At 39.1% G+C, this 17435-nt stretch carries 16 protein-coding genes; 7 read left to right on the top strand and 9 right to left on the bottom strand.

Features of this window, described 5'->3' with window-relative positions; all coding sequences use genetic code 11:
- Positions 1–51 precede the first annotated feature (51 nt).
- Positions 52–759, bottom strand: a complete 708-nt coding sequence (gene hutC, locus WNY98_RS03225; RefSeq protein ID WP_002959947.1) for a histidine utilization repressor — start codon at positions 757–759, stop codon at positions 52–54.
- 119 nt (positions 760–878) lie between these two features.
- Here hutC and hutI point away from each other — a divergent pair, with 119 nt between their 5' ends.
- Positions 879–2126 (top strand): imidazolonepropionase, encoded by a 1248-nt coding sequence (gene hutI / locus WNY98_RS03230; RefSeq protein ID WP_342877115.1) that lies wholly within the window; start codon positions 879–881, stop codon positions 2124–2126.
- Between the two features lie 120 nt (positions 2127–2246).
- Entirely contained in the window at positions 2247–3911 is a 1665-nt protein-coding gene (locus WNY98_RS03235) for a GGDEF domain-containing phosphodiesterase (RefSeq protein WP_342877174.1), read from the top strand.
- On the opposite strand, the gene WNY98_RS03240 is transcribed toward WNY98_RS03235, so the two are convergent.
- Complete coding sequence (locus WNY98_RS03240) at positions 3908–4957, bottom strand: formimidoylglutamase (protein ID WP_304182181.1); 1050 nt, start codon at positions 4955–4957, stop codon at positions 3908–3910. The genes WNY98_RS03235 and WNY98_RS03240 overlap by 4 nt on opposite strands.
- A 1-nt stretch (position 4958) precedes the next feature.
- Entirely contained in the window at positions 4959–5456 is a 498-nt protein-coding gene (gene rraA, locus WNY98_RS03245) for a ribonuclease E activity regulator RraA (protein ID WP_008169908.1), read from the bottom strand.
- 205 nt (positions 5457–5661) lie between these two features.
- Here rraA and WNY98_RS03250 point away from each other — a divergent pair, with 205 nt between their 5' ends.
- The 3 genes from WNY98_RS03250 to WNY98_RS03260 all read left to right on the top strand — a co-directional run bounded on the left by WNY98_RS03250 (position 5662) and on the right by WNY98_RS03260 (position 9222).
- Positions 5662–6201: a phosphatase PAP2 family protein gene (locus tag WNY98_RS03250; protein WP_024600424.1), complete on the top strand. Its 540-nt coding sequence runs from the start codon at positions 5662–5664 to the stop codon at positions 6199–6201.
- Positions 6198–7232, top strand: a complete 1035-nt coding sequence (locus tag WNY98_RS03255) for an MJ1255/VC2487 family glycosyltransferase (RefSeq protein WP_197184501.1) — start codon at positions 6198–6200, stop codon at positions 7230–7232. Before WNY98_RS03250 ends, WNY98_RS03255 begins: the two co-directional genes overlap by 4 nt.
- A gap of 109 nt (positions 7233–7341) precedes the next feature.
- Entirely contained in the window at positions 7342–9222 is a 1881-nt protein-coding gene (locus WNY98_RS03260; RefSeq protein WP_304182180.1) for a methyl-accepting chemotaxis protein, read from the top strand.
- An 85-nt stretch (positions 9223–9307) separates the two neighbouring features.
- Here WNY98_RS03260 and WNY98_RS03265 read toward each other — a convergent pair whose 3' ends face one another.
- From WNY98_RS03265 to priA, 5 genes are all read right to left on the bottom strand, one after another.
- Positions 9308–9682, bottom strand: coding sequence for a gamma-butyrobetaine hydroxylase-like domain-containing protein (locus WNY98_RS03265; RefSeq protein ID WP_197184503.1), 375 nt, complete (start codon positions 9680–9682; stop codon positions 9308–9310).
- Between the two features lie 62 nt (positions 9683–9744).
- A complete protein-coding gene (gene hslU, locus WNY98_RS03270; protein WP_024600428.1) occupies positions 9745–11073 on the bottom strand; it encodes an HslU--HslV peptidase ATPase subunit in 1329 nt (442 codons plus the stop codon).
- Between the two features lie 11 nt (positions 11074–11084).
- Entirely contained in the window at positions 11085–11603 is a 519-nt protein-coding gene (gene hslV, locus WNY98_RS03275) for an ATP-dependent protease subunit HslV (protein ID WP_002958366.1), read from the bottom strand.
- A gap of 79 nt (positions 11604–11682) precedes the next feature.
- Entirely contained in the window at positions 11683–12210 is a 528-nt protein-coding gene (locus WNY98_RS03280) for an SPOR domain-containing protein (protein ID WP_024600429.1), read from the bottom strand.
- A gap of 20 nt (positions 12211–12230) precedes the next feature.
- On the bottom strand, positions 12231–14417 hold the full coding sequence (priA, locus tag WNY98_RS03285) for a primosomal protein N' (protein WP_342877116.1): 2187 nt from the start codon (positions 14415–14417) through the stop codon (positions 12231–12233).
- A 230-nt stretch (positions 14418–14647) separates the two neighbouring features.
- Between priA and rpmE the strand changes: the two genes are divergently transcribed.
- Together rpmE and WNY98_RS03295 are read left to right on the top strand one after the other, a co-directional pair.
- Positions 14648–14863: a 50S ribosomal protein L31 gene (rpmE, locus tag WNY98_RS03290; RefSeq protein ID WP_076925367.1), complete on the top strand. Its 216-nt coding sequence runs from the start codon at positions 14648–14650 to the stop codon at positions 14861–14863.
- A 525-nt stretch (positions 14864–15388) separates the two neighbouring features.
- A complete protein-coding gene (locus WNY98_RS03295; RefSeq protein ID WP_076925368.1) occupies positions 15389–16630 on the top strand; it encodes a malic enzyme-like NAD(P)-binding protein in 1242 nt (413 codons plus the stop codon).
- Between the two features lie 245 nt (positions 16631–16875).
- Here the strand turns inward: WNY98_RS03295 and metJ are convergent, their stop codons facing one another.
- A complete protein-coding gene (gene metJ / locus WNY98_RS03300) occupies positions 16876–17196 on the bottom strand; it encodes a met regulon transcriptional regulator MetJ (RefSeq protein WP_007586263.1) in 321 nt (106 codons plus the stop codon).
- Positions 17197–17435 lie beyond the last annotated feature (239 nt).

A 17435-nucleotide genomic window follows, 5' to 3' on the forward strand; every position in this document is an offset into this window, starting at 1 on the left:
TATATACAAGATGATTTGTTATAAAAAAAGCGCAGTAAGCGCTATTGTTTGTTATTTTTTAAATGTTAAGTGGCCACCTAAGCGATATTTACTGCCTGGTGATACAAGGCGCGCAAAGCTTACAATGCCTTTAACAGACCAGGTGCGTCGGATTACTTGTAAGCATGGCTCTTCATTATATAAATTTAACCATTGGCACATTTCGCTGTTTGGCATAATGGCCTCTACTGTATGCCTTGCTTGGGTAAGTGGGGCAACACTAGATAGATATTCATGAGGTGTAAGCATGCTAAAGTCTTGTTGTAAGTAGCCAGTCGCAAGGGCAGGGTTTACAAAACGCTCTTCTAGCTGCAAAGGGCTGTCATTTTCGTTATGCACAAGTACACTTCGATATACAACACTGTCAACCTCAACACCAAGTGCAATGGCAATAGGTGCGACTGCATTTATTGATTCGAGTATGAGTACGCTACAGGTGTAGTTGCCGTTACGCTCTTTTACTTCATCAGCAATATTTTTTATTTCAAGTAACGATGACTGCGATTTAAATGTAGCTACAAATGTACCTAACCCTTGGCTGCGGGTTAAAATGCCTGCCTCGGTTAATTCGCTTAGTGCTCTGCGGGCTGTCATTCTGCTTACACTAAATTGACTACTTAGTTCGTTTTCAGAGGGAACACGTTGGTTTTCTTGCCACGTACCGCTGCGTATTTTATCAACAATGAATTGTTTTATTTGCGCAAATTTAGGTGTCGTCATTAAATTTATGGTTACATTAAAAATAAACTATATAAATAAGATGACACAATTACCTTGTATATACAAGATGGGTTGTTAGACTATATTTTCATCACTCTGGGCGTAAAAAGGGCTAAAAAATGCAAAGCACAACACAAAATTATGAGTTAGAAGAAATCGACTTACTTTTAACTGATGCCAATATTGCCACTATGGATAGCAATATAAATGCCCCTTATGGCGCAATTGAAAATGCTGCTATAGCCATTAAAAATGGTAAAATTGCGTGGATTGGAGAGCAATCAACATTGCCTAGTTTTGATGTGTTTGCAACGCCGACATTGAGTGTAAAAGGACAATGGTTAACGCCGGGCCTAATAGACTGCCATACTCACTTAGTATTTGCAGGTTCAAGATCGCAAGAGTTTGAGCAGCGCTTGCAGGGTGTAAGTTATGAGCAAATTGCGGCACAAGGCGGTGGCATAGCAAGTACGGTTAAAGCGACGAGAGCAGCCGACCGTGAGCAATTGTTTGTTGATGCAAAAGATCGCTTAAATACGTTGTTAAAAGAAGGTGTAACCACCGTTGAAATAAAGTCGGGTTATGGACTGGATACTGAAAACGAGATAAAAATATTAGAAGTAGCTCGTTTATTAGGTGAGCATCATCCTATTGATATTAAAACTACTTTTTTAGGGGCGCATGCTCTACCGCCTGAATACAAAGGCCGCGCTGATGAATATATTGATTTGGTATGTACTGATATGCTTGATCAGGTAGTGGCTAATAACCTTGCTGATGCAGTCGATGTATTTTGTGAAAATGTAGGCTTTAGTCATTCGCAAACCAAACGTGTTTTTGAGGCGGCTAAAAAGCATAATCTCCCAGTAAAATGTCATGCTGAGCAGTTATCTAATCAACATGGTGCTGAGCTGGTGGCGCAGTTCAATGGCCTTTCGGCAGATCATATTGAGCATCTTGATGAAGAGGGTGTAAAAGCCATGGCAAACGCTGGGACGGTCGCGGTGTTATTACCCGGTGCATTTTATTTTTTAAGAGAAACTAAATTTCCACCTATTGAGTTACTTAATCAATATAAAGTACCTATAGCTATTGCGAGTGATTTTAATCCAGGTACTTCACCACTATGCTCAGTGCACTTGATGATGAACATGGCATGCACATTGTTTAGATTAACACCCGAGCAAGCATTGGCAGGTGTTACTCGTAATGCAGCTAAAGCACTTGGGTTAGACGATCGTGGTATTTTAAAAGTTGGCGCAAGAGCTGATATTGCGCATTGGCAAATAAGTCATCCATCACAATTAAGTTACCAATTTGGCGTAAATAAACTGTTAAATTTATGGATTTTGGGTAGAATTAACTAGTTTGTATTATTTTTACCCACATATAATCTGGTTTAAACTTTTTTAGCGAATACGGATGCCGTTAATTTGAACATACTAACCGACAGTAATTTTCCAATATTTTTTAGTGGTGCACTATTGATGGCGATGATTGCCACTTTATTTGCCGTTAAAAATGTCAGTATTAAGTTTAGTTATTTATGCACAGCAGCTGTTGGTTTGGCTATTTTGAGCAGTGGTGCGGCTTGGCTTGCCATTCTACTTGCCTTTGGATTTTGTTTTCATTTATGGCAAGCCTTCGAGCGAAATAATTGGAGCATGATTATTACCAGCTCACTGGCTGGTCTTTTATTTGTTGTTCTATTTTCAGCTCATTTATTATTGGAAGTTCCGCTATTTTGGGTTGTGTTAGCAATATTATTATTAACTATTGTTGGCTTTTTAAATGATGAAAGCGCTGAAATAGAAGTCGTGATAGAGCCAGAACCAACAGATGATGCATTTATTGAAGAGTCACCGCTTTCGGTTTTTGCAGATAGAAAACAGTTACGTCAAGGTTACTATGCATGGTGCGGCAATAAGCAAGTAAGTGCTGCATTAGTCGTTATTCGTCTTGAAGGATTTGAGCAAGTTAACCAGCATATTGGACGTGATTTTGGCGATATACTTTTAGCACAATCGGCTAATCGAATAAAAGAACTACTTTCAAGTGACGAAATAGTGACTTTAGTAGGGCAAGAAAAGCTTGCCCACTTAGGGGGCCTTAACTTTGCGTTTATTTGTAGTTTCGCGAATCAAAAACATTTACATGAGTTGGTTATTGAACAAATACTGGGTGCAACGCTTAAGCCATTTAATGTTGCTAACTGCACTGTAGAGGTAAAAGCGAGGGCGAGTTATGTTGATTGTAATGAGCAAGACAATAACTTTGATAATTTAATATCGTACGCATACCTAGCACTCGATAGCCACCCAAATCGCAAGGTTGTGCCTTATCATCAACAAATGATGATTGAACTGCGAGAGCAACAAGCGCGACTAAAAGAGTTGGCAAATATTGATTTTTCGAGCGAATTAGAACTCTATTTTCAACCTATAATTTGTAATGACAATGGTCAAATTGAGTTTTTAGAATTACTACTGCGTTGGCAGCATCCTAAGCAAGGAATTTTATCTGCTAATCGTTTTATTGACGACATCAGAATTGCAGGGCTTGGTTACCCGCTTGCTAAATTTGTAATGGAAAGAGCCGCTGAGCTTGCAATGGCGCTTAGAGTAGAAGGTATTTCTATACCGCTTAGCATTAACGTATTTGGCCCTGAAATGCTAAATGAAGAGTTTGTTGAATTTGTTGATGTTGTTATAAATGAGCATCACTTAGAGGCGGGAGACTTAATTGTTGAATGCCCTTTACATATTTTTGCTGGTTTAGATGACAAAGGCAGAGGTATGATAGCAAGGCTTAATAACATAGGCTTAAAAGTATGTGTTGATGGACTTGGCGATAACCCGGTACTGCTTTCTAAGCTACCAAGTTTATCAGTTGAATATATTAAGGTTTCACCTTCACTTACCGCTGACTTTAGTAATCAAAACAATATACGCAGTCTAGTTGGTGGAATGGTTGATATGCATAGCCAACAAAAAACAAAAGTAATTTTTGAAGGAGTAGAAACACTTGAGCAACTTAAGTTTGTAAAAAGCTTAAAAGGTTATGCTGCCCAAGGTTATTACTTTGGTCACCCGCTAAGTAGTATCGGTTTAATGAGCTGGCTAAAAGAGTGGCGATTGGTTCAACAACGTTAAGTGTTTTCTTTGGCTTGTAGGTAGCTATTTACAAGTGCACTAATTACTTGCCCTACATGGGTAGCACCGGCATCTAACCCGTTAGGATGCTGACTAGGCGCTGCTTCACATAAGTGTAAGTACATAGAGTGGCGATGGCTTGCAGCTAAATGCACAAAGTGCTCAGTGTCACTCACACTAAATCCACAATATGTATACGCACTAACTGGCATATAAGTAATACTATCTAAATCAACTTCAACACCCAGTGGTGAATCATTAAAATTACTTAGTGCATTTTCAATTGCCTGCGTTAGTGTAATTTTGCGCTTAACTTGTATGGATTGATAGCTATCAAACTTAAAGTTAGCTTCACTCATTGCATCTATAATTGCTTGATTGTTTTTTAATTCATGTAAGCCAATAACATGGTAATTACTTAGATGTTGCTCGTTATACGCGTAACGAAATCCATTACCACTATGGCGACCTTCACATTCTCTAAAGTCGGCATGAGGATCAAAATTGATTGCATTAACAGGTGTGTCTTTTGACTGGCTGAGTGCGCGGATGATTCCCAAGCAATTATTATGGCCGCCACCAATAACTATTGGCTCAAGCCCTGCTTTAAAAATAAGGCTTAATACTGACTCTACGCGCTCATCAAGTTGTTGGCATAAATCTCGTAATTGAGTTAGCTGCTGGGCTTGCTGATTATTAAGTTGGTTACTTTGCGCCATTAAATCATCAGTATTTACTTCACCCAATAAAAGTACTTTTTGAGTGGCAATAAACTGATTATGAGGTTGGTTTAAAAAGCGTTTTAAAAAAGCCGGCCATGCTTCGTTTGCACCGCCATTTCCTAAGTTTGCTTTTGGGCCTATATCTTCGCAAATACCAAGAAGTACATAGCGAATACCAAATTGAGCAGCGTCAATAAGTGCTTGTTGCAGGTTTACTTGAGTGTCGAGCAAGGCCATTGATTGCCATGCTTTTTTTTCATTTACGCGGCTAGAACAAAGTGATCTAACCGCGCTTTCATCATATATTTTTAAATGGGTGGTCACGTTATACTTCTACAACTTCCAATTCTAATTCTTCTGCAGATAAAACAATGCCTGTGCTATCAGCATAAATAAAGTCGTCATCAAAAAAAGATACGCCTGCAAAGTTAACGCCTATAGCATCTTCGCCAGCACCTTCGCTGTCGGCTGCAACAGGAATAGAAGCAATAGCTTGAATGCCTAAATCGAGTTCTTCAAGCTCATCAACATGGCGTACTGCGCCGTAAACAACAATCCCATTCCAGTTGTTTTCAAGTGCAAGTTCAGCCAATTCAATATCAATAAGCGCACGGCGAGTTGAGCCACCACCGTCAATAAGAAGTACTAAGCCTGTACCATCTTGAGAAAGTAATTCGCGGATCAGTTCATTATTTTCAAAACATTTAACCGTTTTAATGCGGCCACCAAAGCTGTGTCGACCACCAAAGTTGATGAACATTGGCTCTAGCACATCAACCACATCAGCAAAGTGGTCACATAAATCAGAAGTGCTGTAATCCATTATTTTATCCTCAAAAGATACATTAATTTATACCTCAGTATACCCTCCTTATAAGCAATAACAACGACTTAATCGCAGTAAATTTAGACAAAACATGAGCTAGAACACTAATCGCAATAATAGTGTCTTAAAAGCGTCACTCAATTGTTATTTACAACACCTAAGCTAAATCGGTGTTCATATATTATGCAATGAGGGGTAAGTGATGGGTAACAATAATATGTTTAAAAGGGCAGCTCTGCTAGATGAGCAATTATTTTTAACTCTATTTAATTGCAACTCACCGAAGTGGTTTAAAACAATGGCGTTCGGGTTATCTAAAAGCGGTGACGGTGGGCTTTACATACTCGTGTGTTTAGCAGTGTGGTGGCTTAGTAATAATGAGCAGCATCAATTATTACCCGTAGCGATATTGATTGGTTTTGCTATAGAAAGACCTATTTACTTATTAGCTAAAAACAGATTTGCCCGGATCCGCCCATGCGACTGTTTAGTAAAAAATGCCTATATAGTACCAAGTGATAAATTTAGTTTACCCTCTGGTCACAGCGCTGCAGCGTTTTTAGTTGCAATTATACTAAGTCATTTTTTTCCTGAGTATGTATGGCTACTACTTAGTTGGGCTGCTGGTGTGGCTATTTCTCGTGTGATATTAGGCGTACACTTTCCAGCTGATATCGTTATTGGTGCGATTATTGGCAGTTTTTGTGGTTTATTTGCGTTAGCACTCGTGGTACCTGTATGAAAATATTGTATGGAGTGCAGGGCACCGGTAATGGTCATATAACGCGAGCTAGGGTTATGGCTAGCTGCTTTAATAAACTCGGTATTGATGTTGATTATGTGTTTTCAGGACGAGCAAATAAAGATTATTTTGATATGCACGAATTCTCAGATTATAAAGCGTATAGGGGCTTATCGTTTAGTACTGAAAATGGTCAAATAAAAAATTTAAAAACACTTAAAAACATGCGAATTTGTAAGCTGGTGAGAGATATAAAATCGCTTGACATAAAGCAGTACGATTTTGTACTTAATGACTTTGAGCCCGTTACAGCGTGGGCTGCAAAAAGAGCTGATATACCTGTTGTTGGCATTAGTCATCAAGCCGCATTTTTGTCAGATAACGTACCTATGTTTGGTCGAGGGATATTCAGAAAATCGCTAATTAAACATTATGCACCAGCGTCTACTTACCTAGGCGTGCACTGGCAACCTTTTGCAAATAATATAATCCCGCCGTTTATTGCTCATCATAACCATGAAAACCCTGTCGCGGTGATGAACAAGGTATTGGTATATTTACCTTTTGAAAACTTAGATAGCATTGTTGATTACTTAAAAGACTTTCCCGAAAAAGAATTTTATTGCTATCACCCAAATGCCCGCAATGAATCTTTTGGACATATACATTTACGCTCCCCATCGCGTTTGAGTTTTTTAAACGACTTAGCAAACACGAGTGGAGTTATTGGTAATGCTGGGTTTGAGCTTGCCAGCGAAGCGCTTAAGTTAGGTAAAAAGTTACTATTAAAGCCTTTAAACGGACAATTTGAACAGACTGCAAATGCGCAAACATTGTTTGCTATGGGTATGGCGCATGTAATGAACTATTTAAACCCGCAAGCTCTTGATGATTGGAATGGCGCACCACAAAATAAGCAAATAAATTACCCAAGCGATCCCGCGCCTTTAATTGACTGGTTGGTAAAAAAACAATGGAATAATACACAATCGTTACATAAAGGTTTATGGGACAGTGTGGGTTTAGAGTGATAAACATAAAAAAGCGAGGAATAACAAAGAATAATAAAAAGTTAAATTAATGAGTCGCTTCGTATCTATCAGCTATAATAAATATGCATATTAAAAAAAGGCGTTAGCGATGAATTTTTTACAAAACTTAACAATCAAACGACGTTTACAATTAAACGCAGTCGTTGTTGGTTTAGCAATGGTGGTCCTTTTATGCGTAATAATTTATGAAGCGAGAACAACGCTAAGCTTGAATAAAACAATTCAGCTTGCTGAAGAGCTTAATATTCATGAATTAGAACTGCGTAAACATGAAAAAAACTTTCTTTTTTATAAACAAAAAGAAGCATTAGACTTATTTGAACAAGATTATAATCAGCTTAAAAGTAAAATTGCTAAGCTGAACTTAATTATGCAAGAGCAGGGTATCGAAACCCAAAAAATAAGCAATCTAGAGAGTTTAATAAGTGCTTATAACAATGATTTTATGAGTGTTGTTGTGCTACAAAAACGCATAGGGTTACATCCTACGGATGGATTGTATGGCGAACTAAGAAGTGCAGTTCATGAGATTGAAAGTTTGATCAAAGAGCAAGGTGATTACAAGCTCTTATCTTCAATATTACAGTTAAGACGAGCTGAAAAAGATTTTATGCTACGTCTTGACCTTAAGTATTTAACTCGATTTGATGAAGGGGTTAATACTTTAAAGCAGCAAATCTCTCAGGCTCAATTTGATAGTGGGTATACTGCTGAATTAAATGGCTTTCTAAACTCCTACCAAACTCAATTTCAAGCATTGGTAGAGGCACAGGTTGAATTGGGGCTAGATTTAAATTCAGGTGCACTCGGAGAAATGCGTAAAAGTGTTGAACAAAGTGATGCAATCGTTGCGCAGATCCTATTAAGCACTAAGCAACAGGTAGAACAAAGCGTTGAACAGGCACAGTTTTTAGCTATTCTTATTTTTGTGACTGCTGGCATTATTGTTTTAGTGTTGGTTTATTTCACGAGTCGCTCGATTATTGTGCCTATAGAACGGGTCTATCACACTATTAATGATATTCGTCGTAATAACGATTTGAGCGTAATGATAGAGCAAACAGGTAAAGACGAAATTACCACTATGACGGTCGACTTTAATAGCTTAATAGGCGATTTTAAGAACTTGATTAACGAAGTTAATGGTGCTTTAAATACGCTTAATGTGGCAACCGAACATTTATCAGAAAGTACTGCGGCAACAAGCTCTGGTATGCAAGAGCAATTGCATGAGGCTGATATGGTTGCAACTGCAGCTACTGAAATGCAGGCGACGATTCAAGATATTTCACATAATACTGAAGCGGCCGCAAAAAAAGCCGAATCAACAAACCTAAGTGCTCAACAAGGGCGTAGTGAAGTAGACTCTACCGTTAAGCACATCAGGGCTCTATCTGATTCGTTAGGGAATGCATCAAATGTAGTATCTCAACTTGAAAAAGATGGCGAAACAATTGGTTCAGTGCTTGATGTAATCCGGGGTATTGCAGATCAAACAAATTTACTTGCACTTAATGCGGCAATCGAAGCAGCTCGTGCTGGTGAGTATGGTCGTGGATTTGCTGTTGTTGCAGATGAGGTTCGTTCATTAGCAAAACGCACTCAAGAGTCTACAAGTGAGATTGAGAGTATTATAAGTACTTTACAGCAGCGTACTCAAGAAGTGGTAAGTATTATGCACAAATGTCGTTCTCAAGGCGATGAAAGTGCCTCGCAAGCAATTAAAGCCGGTGAGTTATTAGGCGCAATTACTGAAGATGTGCAAACAATAATGGAAATGAGCTCTCAAATAGCGGTTGCTATTGACGAGCAAAGCCAGGTGGCATCAGAGGTTAATAAAAATGTAGTCAGAATTCGCGATATTGCGCAAGATGCAACTGAACATGCTGCTAAAAACGCCCAAACTAGCGAAGAAGTATCTGAGCAAGCTAGAGTGTTATTTAGCGCTATTGATAAGTTTAAAGTGTAACTAACTTGAACCCTGGATAGTAAATATCTTAACCAGGGTTTAGGTTAACTAATTTAGAAATACCCACCTAAATTACCCATAAGGTTTAAGGAATAAACTTTATTGGTACACTGTTTTTGTTTTGTTCGTGCTCGGCTACGCGCGCCAAATATTCATTGCTCAATGTTTGTTGCTGCGCTTGTAGTTTTTCAAAATAACTCCAGCTGAATAACCCACTGTTATGACCATCATCGAAATCTAACCGCAGTGCATAATGCCCAACAGGTACTATATTTTTTATACCTACGGATTGCTTATTTAAAACCAGTTTCATAGGGCCAGAGCCATGACCTTGCACTTCAGCTGAGGGGGAGTGAACGCGTAAGAATTCACAGCTAAAGACTGCTTGGCTATCATCATCAAAATAAACATCTAGGTTTTTACTTACACTATGATAATGCACTTTTATTACGTGTTTCATTTTATATATCCCATTAAAAAGCCCCCAATCTGGAGGCTTTTAGTATAACGTTTATATTCGTTTTATAGAATGAAGCGGCTTAAGTCTTCATCTTCAACAAGTGCACCTAGATGTTTTTCAACGTAAGCGGCGTCAATGACAAGTGATGAACCTGCCTTTTCAGAAGCATCGTATGAAATTTCTTCCATCAATCTTTCCATCACAGTATGCAAGCGACGAGCACCGATGTTTTCGGTTTTTTCGTTAACTTGCCACGCTGCCTTAGCAATGCGCTCAATTGCATCATCACTAAACTCAATCGTTACTTGCTCAGTTTTAAGAAGCTCTCGTTGTTGCTCAGTAAGCGATGCATGCGGCTCTGTAAGGATACGCTTAAAGTCATCGGCAGTAAGTGCTTCAAGTTCTACTCGAATCGGTAAGCGACCTTGTAGCTCAGGTATCATGTCTGATGGTTTAGACATTTGGAACGCACCTGAGGCAATAAATAACATATGGTCAGTTTTAACCATGCCGTGCTTAGTGTTTACCGTTGAGCCTTCAATTAGAGGTAGTAAATCGCGTTGAACACCTTCTCGGCTAACATCTGGGCCTGAAGAATCACCACGCTTACAAATTTTGTCTATTTCATCTATAAACACAATACCGTTTTGCTCTACTGCAAAAATAGCTTGTTCTTTTAGCTCTTCAGGGTTTACTAATTTAGCGGCTTCTTCTTCTGTTAATAGTTTGAAGGCTTCTTTAATTTTTAACTTACGTTTAGTACGTTTATCGCCGCCCATGTTTTGAAACATGCTTTGTAACTGGTTGGTCATATCTTCCATACCAGGAGGCGCCATAATTTCTACGTTTGATTGAGCTTGCGCTAATTCAATCTCGATTTCTTTATCATCTAGCTGACCTTCACGTAATTTTTTACGAAATGTTTGGCGAGTAGATGAAGTATCGTCGCGTTGGCTTTCGCCATATTGGTCTTTAACAGGAGGTAAAAGTGCATCTAAGATACGCTCTTCTGCTGCTTCTTCGGCGCGATGTTTAAACTTTTTAGTTTGCTGTTCGCGAGTCATTTTAATTGAAACATCAACGAGGTCACGTATGATCGTATCTACTTCTTTACCAACATAACCAACTTCAGTGAATTTAGTCGCTTCTACTTTAATGAATGGTGCGTTAGCAAGTTTTGCTAAACGGCGGGCAATTTCTGTTTTACCTACACCTGTCGGACCAATCATTAATATATTTTTTGGTGTTACTTCGCTGCGTAAATCTTCATTTAATTGCATGCGGCGCCAACGGTTACGAAGTGCAATAGCAACCGCTTTTTTAGCTTTAGCCTGACCTATAATGTGCTGATCTAGCTCGTGAACAATTTCTCTTGGGGTCATATCAGACATAATAGTTCCTATTATAATTCTTCGATTGTTTGGAAGTTATTAGTAAATACGCAGATGTTGCCTGCAATAGTTAAGCTTTTCTCTACTATTTCACGAGCGCTTAAATCTGTATTTTCTAAAAGGGCAGTTGCAGCTGATTGCGCAAAGTTACCACCACTACCAATTGCAATTAAATCGTTTTCTGGCTGAACTACATCGCCATTACCGGTAATAATTAAAGAGGCTGTTTCGTCTGCTACGGCGAGCAGCGCTTCGAGTTTTCGAAGTGCACGGTCACTTCGCCAATCTTTAGCCATTTCTACTGCGGCTTTAGTTAGGTTACCTTGGTGCATTTCTAATTTGCTTTCAAAACGTTCGAAAAGAGTGAAGGCATCAGCAGTACCGCCGGCAAAACCAGCGATTACTTTGCCATTATAAAGACGTCGAACTTTGCGGGCGTTGCCCTTCATTACGGTGTTACCAAGTGAAACTTGGCCATCGCCGCCAATTACAACTTTGTCGCCACGGCGAACACTTACGATAGTAGTCATGTTATTCCTCATCATCGAGCTGCAGAGGCAACTCGTAAAAAACGATTATGATGAGGTTATATGGGTGAATGGTTTATTTTCAAGTCCAGCCCCAAATTCCGCAGCCGACTATTTTTACACGTTTAAGTTTGTTTTTATCGCTTTCGGCTTGGCGTTTGGTTTTATAAGGACCTAAACGTACTTTATACCAAGTACCATTGCTGCCTTCAGCCTGTTTTATCTCAGAAATGAGCCCTGCAAATGCGATTTTAGCTTTTAACGATTCAGCTTGTGCATGAGTTCTGAACGAACCGCACTGCATAACATAAGGACCTTTTTGCTCAAGTTCTTTTACTTCAACTTGAATCTCGTGGTTTCTAATTTCTTTAATAAATTCCGGTGTGCGTGGAATAACAACTTCCACTTTTGCGGGCGCAGATGGGTTTGCTTGTTTTTCGACAAGTTTTGGATCGGCATTACTTTTAATAAACCATAGTGTGTAGGCAAAACCACCTACGAGTAAGATGGCTATAACGGCTAAAAGAATAGGAAATGGTTTTTTAGCGGGTGCATTTTTTTTACTGTTTCTGCCTGCCGGCTTTTTATTAATATAATCGTGCTGTGCCATGGTGTTATTTTGGCCTTAACCTAAATCATGTCTATAGGGTCTACGTCTAAGCTCCAGCGTACTTTTTGTGCAAGTTTACTGGTACTTAAATAATCAACCATTTGCGCAAGGTACTGATGTAATATGCGGCGATCTTGCGCTTGAATATGTAATTGAAAACGATACATACCTGCGACTTTTTCAAGTGGAGCAGGGATCGGACCGAGCAATTGTATACCAGATACCCCATTCACAGGAACCAAATCCGTCAAAAAATCGACGACTAGCTTAATACTATGTCCTTGTGCACGGACAATGGCCATATTTGTAATGGGCGGTAAGTCAGCATCATCGCGCTCACTAAGAGCAAAGCGGGCAAAGTCTTGGTAGCCATTATTAACTAAGTCTTGTAAAAGAGGGTGTTCTGGGAAGTGTGTTTGTAATAACACTTGGCCAGGCTCCCCTGAACGCCCAGCACGCCCCGCTACTTGGGTGACTAATTGCGCTAAGTGTTCTGTCGCTCTAAAGTCGCATGAGTATAAGCCGCTATCTACATCTAAAATTATAACAAGGCTTACATCTGCAAAATGATGTCCTTTGGCAAGCATTTGTGTTCCCACTAAAATGCGTGCGCCTCCTAGGTTGATTTCATCAAGTGCTTTTTCAAGGCTACCTTTACGACGAGTTGAATCGCGATCTATACGAGTAACAGGCGTATCAGGAAATTCGGTAGATAAAAACTCTTCAATTTGCTCTGTGCCTTTACCGTTAGGGAATATTTGTGTGCTCCCGCAATCAGGACATTGGTGAGGGACAGGGTACTGGTCGCCACAGTGATGACAGATCATTTGTCCAATCGCTTTATGAAATGTAGCGCTGGTACTACAGCGTTTACATTCGCTCAACCAACCGCACTCATGACAAATTAGGGTTGGCGAGAAACCTCGGCGATTTAAAAATACCATAACCTGTTTACCGCGATTTAAATGCTGGCGCATAGTAGCAAGGCTTGCGTGGGCAATACCCGCTTGGTCGGGTTGGCCTTTCATATCGAGTAACTTAAATTGGTTGTCGGTCGCTGTTTGTGCACGCTCAGTTAAGCTTAATAGCTGGTATTTGTTATTAATTGCCTTGTGAAGTGTTTCAAGAGCGGGTGTAGCGCTGCCTAATATAAGCGGGATTTTATGCTGAAAAGCTCTGTAAGTGGCTAAATCACGGGCATGGTAACGAAGGGTATCTTGTTGTTTAAATGACGAGTCGTGCTCTTCATCAACAACAATCATACCTAGTTTTAAAAATGGCAGAAAAATACTCGAACGCGTCCCAATAACTATCGCACAACTGCCTTTTTCGCAAAAGCGCCATGTTTGTAAGCGTTCGTTATCGGTAAGTGCTGAGTGCCAAAGCATAATGGGTGTATCAGGAAAGCGGCGACGAAAACGGTTTACAGTTTGTGGTGTTAAACCTATTTCTGGCACTAATACTAATGCTTGCTCACCACGTTTTAATACTTCTTCTAGGCACTGTAAATACACTTCTGTTTTACCACTGCCAGTGACGCCTTCTAATAAAAAGCTGCTAAATCCAGTACTTTGATTTATTGCTGTACAGGCAACCGCTTGTTCTTTATTAAGTATAGGTTTGCTACCGACAGTTGGTACAACGCTTTGCCATTGGTTATCGTGTTCAATAGTTTGCGTAATAAGCTCTTTATCTATTAGGCTATCTATTGTTTTTTTACTAAAGCCCAGTGCCTTTAACTCAGTTAACGATGACTTACCTGATTGCGATAACTGTTTTAATAAGTTGAGCTGTGTTTTAGCTTTTAATGACGGTACTTTTGCGCCTTTTTCAGTTAAAGCAACCATATTAATACTGGTTTTATCAGGTGATTCACCTTGGCGAAGTACAGCGGGTAGCGCTATATGAATAGTTTCGCCTAAAGGATAGCAATAATAGCGCGCGGTAAAGCTAAGGAGATCTAGGTGCTGAGTACTTAAAATAGGGGCGTCGTCTATTACCTCTATAATATTCTTAATTTTATCTAAAGGGACGTCGGTACTGCTTTTAATACCCAGAACAACAGCCACTTTTTTTTGGTTACCAAAAGGTACCAAAACGCGCATACCGGGTAGTAAAGGCGTTGAGAGGCCGCTGAGCTGTTCTTCTATTTTATAATCAAAGGTGCGTGGGAGCGGGACTTTAATAGCAACTTCAACAAAACTCATAACAACTCAACCCGTAAAATTAATGCTGTAATGTACTAAAATTACCGTAAAAAACCTACTAGCAATAGTGCTTGAGGCAGAGATTGTTCACTTTTTTGGCTAAAACATAAATAAATACTTGTGTAGGGGAACGTTGTTGGATAAAATCCGCCACCAACAAATTTGTTTTAACGACGTATGGTGCCAGACTTCGGGTTTGGAGAGCGATGCGGCCTTAACTAGAGGTTCCTATGAAAGAAGGTATTCACCCTAAGTACGAAGTAATTTCTGCAACATGTTCATGCGGAAACCAATTCGAAACTAGCTCAACTCTTTGTAAAGACATTCACTTAGACGTATGTTCTGCGTGTCACCCGTTTTACACTGGTAAGCAAAAAGTTTTAGACACTGGCGGCCGTGTTGATCGCTTCAACAAACGCTTCGGTGCACTTGCCAGCAAGAAATAATTATTGCTGTTTAGTTAAAAAAAGCACTTTAGGGTGCTTTTTTTGTGCCTAAAATTTGTTGTTTATTATCTTATTTCGCTGACTTTAGCTATATCCCTCTTTGCATAACTATTTCCTATTCTTATTCTGAGTATGCATAAACCTTTACAGACAAATCGATAGATATTCTCTATATTTTAAATAGTACAATTTTTAACTAGGTTGATAAAAGTAGCTAACGTGGGCTTATCTGTTTTTAAAGTAGAGTAGTAGGCAGTTATTTAAGTTTATGGTGATACTTTATACATACATTTTTTTAATGTTTCACTAGGCATAAAAGCACCTTAAAACTTACTTTTTAGGTGAATTTTTATTTATTAAATGTTTATATAATCCTGCAAAGTTACTGAAAAACCTCTTAAAATTAAAGGATATAGCATATAACAGGATAGACCTGATATTGCTTGGAATTTAAAAATAATAAGGGTATCGTACCCCAAGACTCCACCTCTCACTTTAACTTAAATTGCAGGATACCATCGCGTTATGTCTGACTTTCGTGAACAAGCACTACATTATCACTCACACCCCGTACCTGGTAAAATTAGCATTGAGCTAACAAAGCCCGCTGAAACAGTTCAAGACTTAGCCCTAGCTTATAGCCCAGGCGTTGCCGAACCTGTACGTGAAATTGCTGCAGATCCTGCAAATGCATATAAATATACCGGTAAAGGTAATATGGTTGCGGTTATCACTAATGGTACTGCAATTCTCGGACTTGGTAATTTAGGCCCTTTAGCATCTAAACCTGTAATGGAAGGTAAAGCGTTATTGTTTAAACGTTTCGCTGGCCTTGATTCAATTGATATTGAAGTTAAGCACCGTACGACAGAAGACTTTATTAATACGGTTGCCAATATTGCCGATACATTCGGTGGTATTAACCTTGAAGATATTAAAGCACCAGAGTGTTTTGAAATTGAAAAAGCATTAATAGAGCGTTGTAGCATTCCTGTTTTTCATGATGATCAACACGGAACTGCGATTGTAACTGCTGCGGGCATGTTAAATGCGTTAGAAGTACAAGGTAAGTCAATTGAAGATGCAATTATTGTATGTTTAGGGGCTGGCGCTGCCGCTGTTGCGTGTATGGAGCTGTTAATTAAGTGCGGAGCACTGCGCGAACACATTTACATGCTTGACCGCAAAGGTGTTATTCATACCCGCCGCGATGATTTAAATGAATATAAACAGCTTTTTGCTAACAATACAGATAAGCGTACATTGCAAGATGTAATTGCAGATGCTGATGTGTTTGTAGGTGTTTCTGGCCCTAACTTATTAGCGGCTGAAGATTTAAAGCTAATGGCTGAAAAACCAGTTGTGTTTGCATGTTCAAACCCAGATCCTGAGATTGATCCTGCACTTGCGCACGGCGCACGTAACGATTTAATTATGGCAACAGGGCGCTCTGATTATCCTAATCAGGTTAACAATGTTTTATGTTTCCCGTTTATTTTCCGTGGTGCGCTTGATGTGCGTGCAAGCGCTATTAATGATGAAATGAAAATTGCTGCAGTTGAGGCTATCCGTAGTATTGCTAAAGAGCCTGTACCTGCAGAAGTTTTAAAAGCAGCAGGCGTAGATAAATTAGAGTTTGGTGCACAGTATATTATTCCAAAACCAATGGACCCTCGTTTACTGCCGCGTATAGCAAGAGCTGTTGCCCTAGCTGCTGTTGAGTCAGGTGTTGCGCAAATTGATTTGCCAGAAAATTATATGCAGTAAATCTATACAGTAGAGCTATGCAATAAAATTTAGACATAAAAAAACCTCAGTAATTACTGAGGTTTTTTTGTCTTTGTAATATTTATACCAATTCCAATAAATAGCTGATCTATTTTACTTGCTAAAACAACCCATTTCTTTGTTGTAAATTTCGCAAAGGGAATAACCATTTACTTCAATTTACGCCTAGAACTGAATTATTTTTTCGACGTAAAATTTAGATCACATACTTAATGGAATTGGTATTATTCTTCGTTTAAAACGGGTACTTCTAGACCCATTTCTTGCATTATTTTTTTAACTTCTTCTGGCACTTTTTCGGCGTTATCTTTACGTAAGTCATCGTCATTTGGTAAAGGTTGGCCAGTAAAAGCATGCAAAAATGCCTCACATAGCAATTCACTATTTGTAGCATGGCGAAGGTTATTGATTTGACGACGTGTACGTTCGTCAGTTAATACCTTTAATACATTTAGCGGGATCGAAACGGTGATCTTTTTAACTTGCTCTGATTTTTTACCGTGTTCTGCGTATGGGTGAATATACTCACCATTCCATTTAGCCATAAGATGTATCGTTGCCTCAGATTATTAATTTCTCACACGGTATAAAAAGCGTGTAAATATGCGTGAAATTCTATCGATTTAAAAAAGATAGTCAAATAATAGATACCGATCTATCTTAATAAGCCTATTGTGAGTGTAAAGATAGGCACACTTTTGTGAGCTAAAATGTGTTATTCGCAGAGGCTCCTTCTACTTATAGCCATCTAGAGCTTTAAAATACTTTGACTTATCAAAACGGA

It is taken from the genome of Pseudoalteromonas sp. AS71 (assembly GCF_038900275.1).
Classification (GTDB): Bacteria; Pseudomonadota; Gammaproteobacteria; order Enterobacterales; family Alteromonadaceae; genus Pseudoalteromonas.

Bases quoted from the DNA above. Each gene is read 5' to 3' on its own strand.
- hutC (WP_002959947.1), bottom strand. From the start codon at position 759: ATGACGACACCTAAATTTGCGCAAATAAAACAATTCATTGTTGATAAA.
- hutI (WP_342877115.1), top strand. From the start codon at position 879: ATGCAAAGCACAACACAAAATTATGAGTTAGAAGAAATCGACTTACTT.
- WNY98_RS03235 (WP_342877174.1), top strand. From the start codon at position 2,247: ATGGCGATGATTGCCACTTTATTTGCCGTTAAAAATGTCAGTATTAAG.
- rraA (WP_008169908.1), bottom strand. From the start codon at position 5,456: ATGGATTACAGCACTTCTGATTTATGTGACCACTTTGCTGATGTGGTT.
- WNY98_RS03250 (WP_024600424.1), top strand. From the start codon at position 5,662: ATGGGTAACAATAATATGTTTAAAAGGGCAGCTCTGCTAGATGAGCAA.
- WNY98_RS03255 (WP_197184501.1), top strand. From the start codon at position 6,198: ATGAAAATATTGTATGGAGTGCAGGGCACCGGTAATGGTCATATAACG.
- WNY98_RS03260 (WP_304182180.1), top strand. From the start codon at position 7,342: ATGAATTTTTTACAAAACTTAACAATCAAACGACGTTTACAATTAAAC.
- WNY98_RS03265 (WP_197184503.1), bottom strand. From the start codon at position 9,682: ATGAAACACGTAATAAAAGTGCATTATCATAGTGTAAGTAAAAACCTA.
- hslU (WP_024600428.1), bottom strand. From the start codon at position 11,073: ATGTCTGATATGACCCCAAGAGAAATTGTTCACGAGCTAGATCAGCAC.
- hslV (WP_002958366.1), bottom strand. From the start codon at position 11,603: ATGACTACTATCGTAAGTGTTCGCCGTGGCGACAAAGTTGTAATTGGC.
- WNY98_RS03280 (WP_024600429.1), bottom strand. From the start codon at position 12,210: ATGGCACAGCACGATTATATTAATAAAAAGCCGGCAGGCAGAAACAGT.
- priA (WP_342877116.1), bottom strand. From the start codon at position 14,417: ATGAGTTTTGTTGAAGTTGCTATTAAAGTCCCGCTCCCACGCACCTTT.
- rpmE (WP_076925367.1), top strand. From the start codon at position 14,648: ATGAAAGAAGGTATTCACCCTAAGTACGAAGTAATTTCTGCAACATGT.
- WNY98_RS03295 (WP_076925368.1), top strand. From the start codon at position 15,389: ATGTCTGACTTTCGTGAACAAGCACTACATTATCACTCACACCCCGTA.
- metJ (WP_007586263.1), bottom strand. From the start codon at position 17,196: ATGGCTAAATGGAATGGTGAGTATATTCACCCATACGCAGAACACGGT.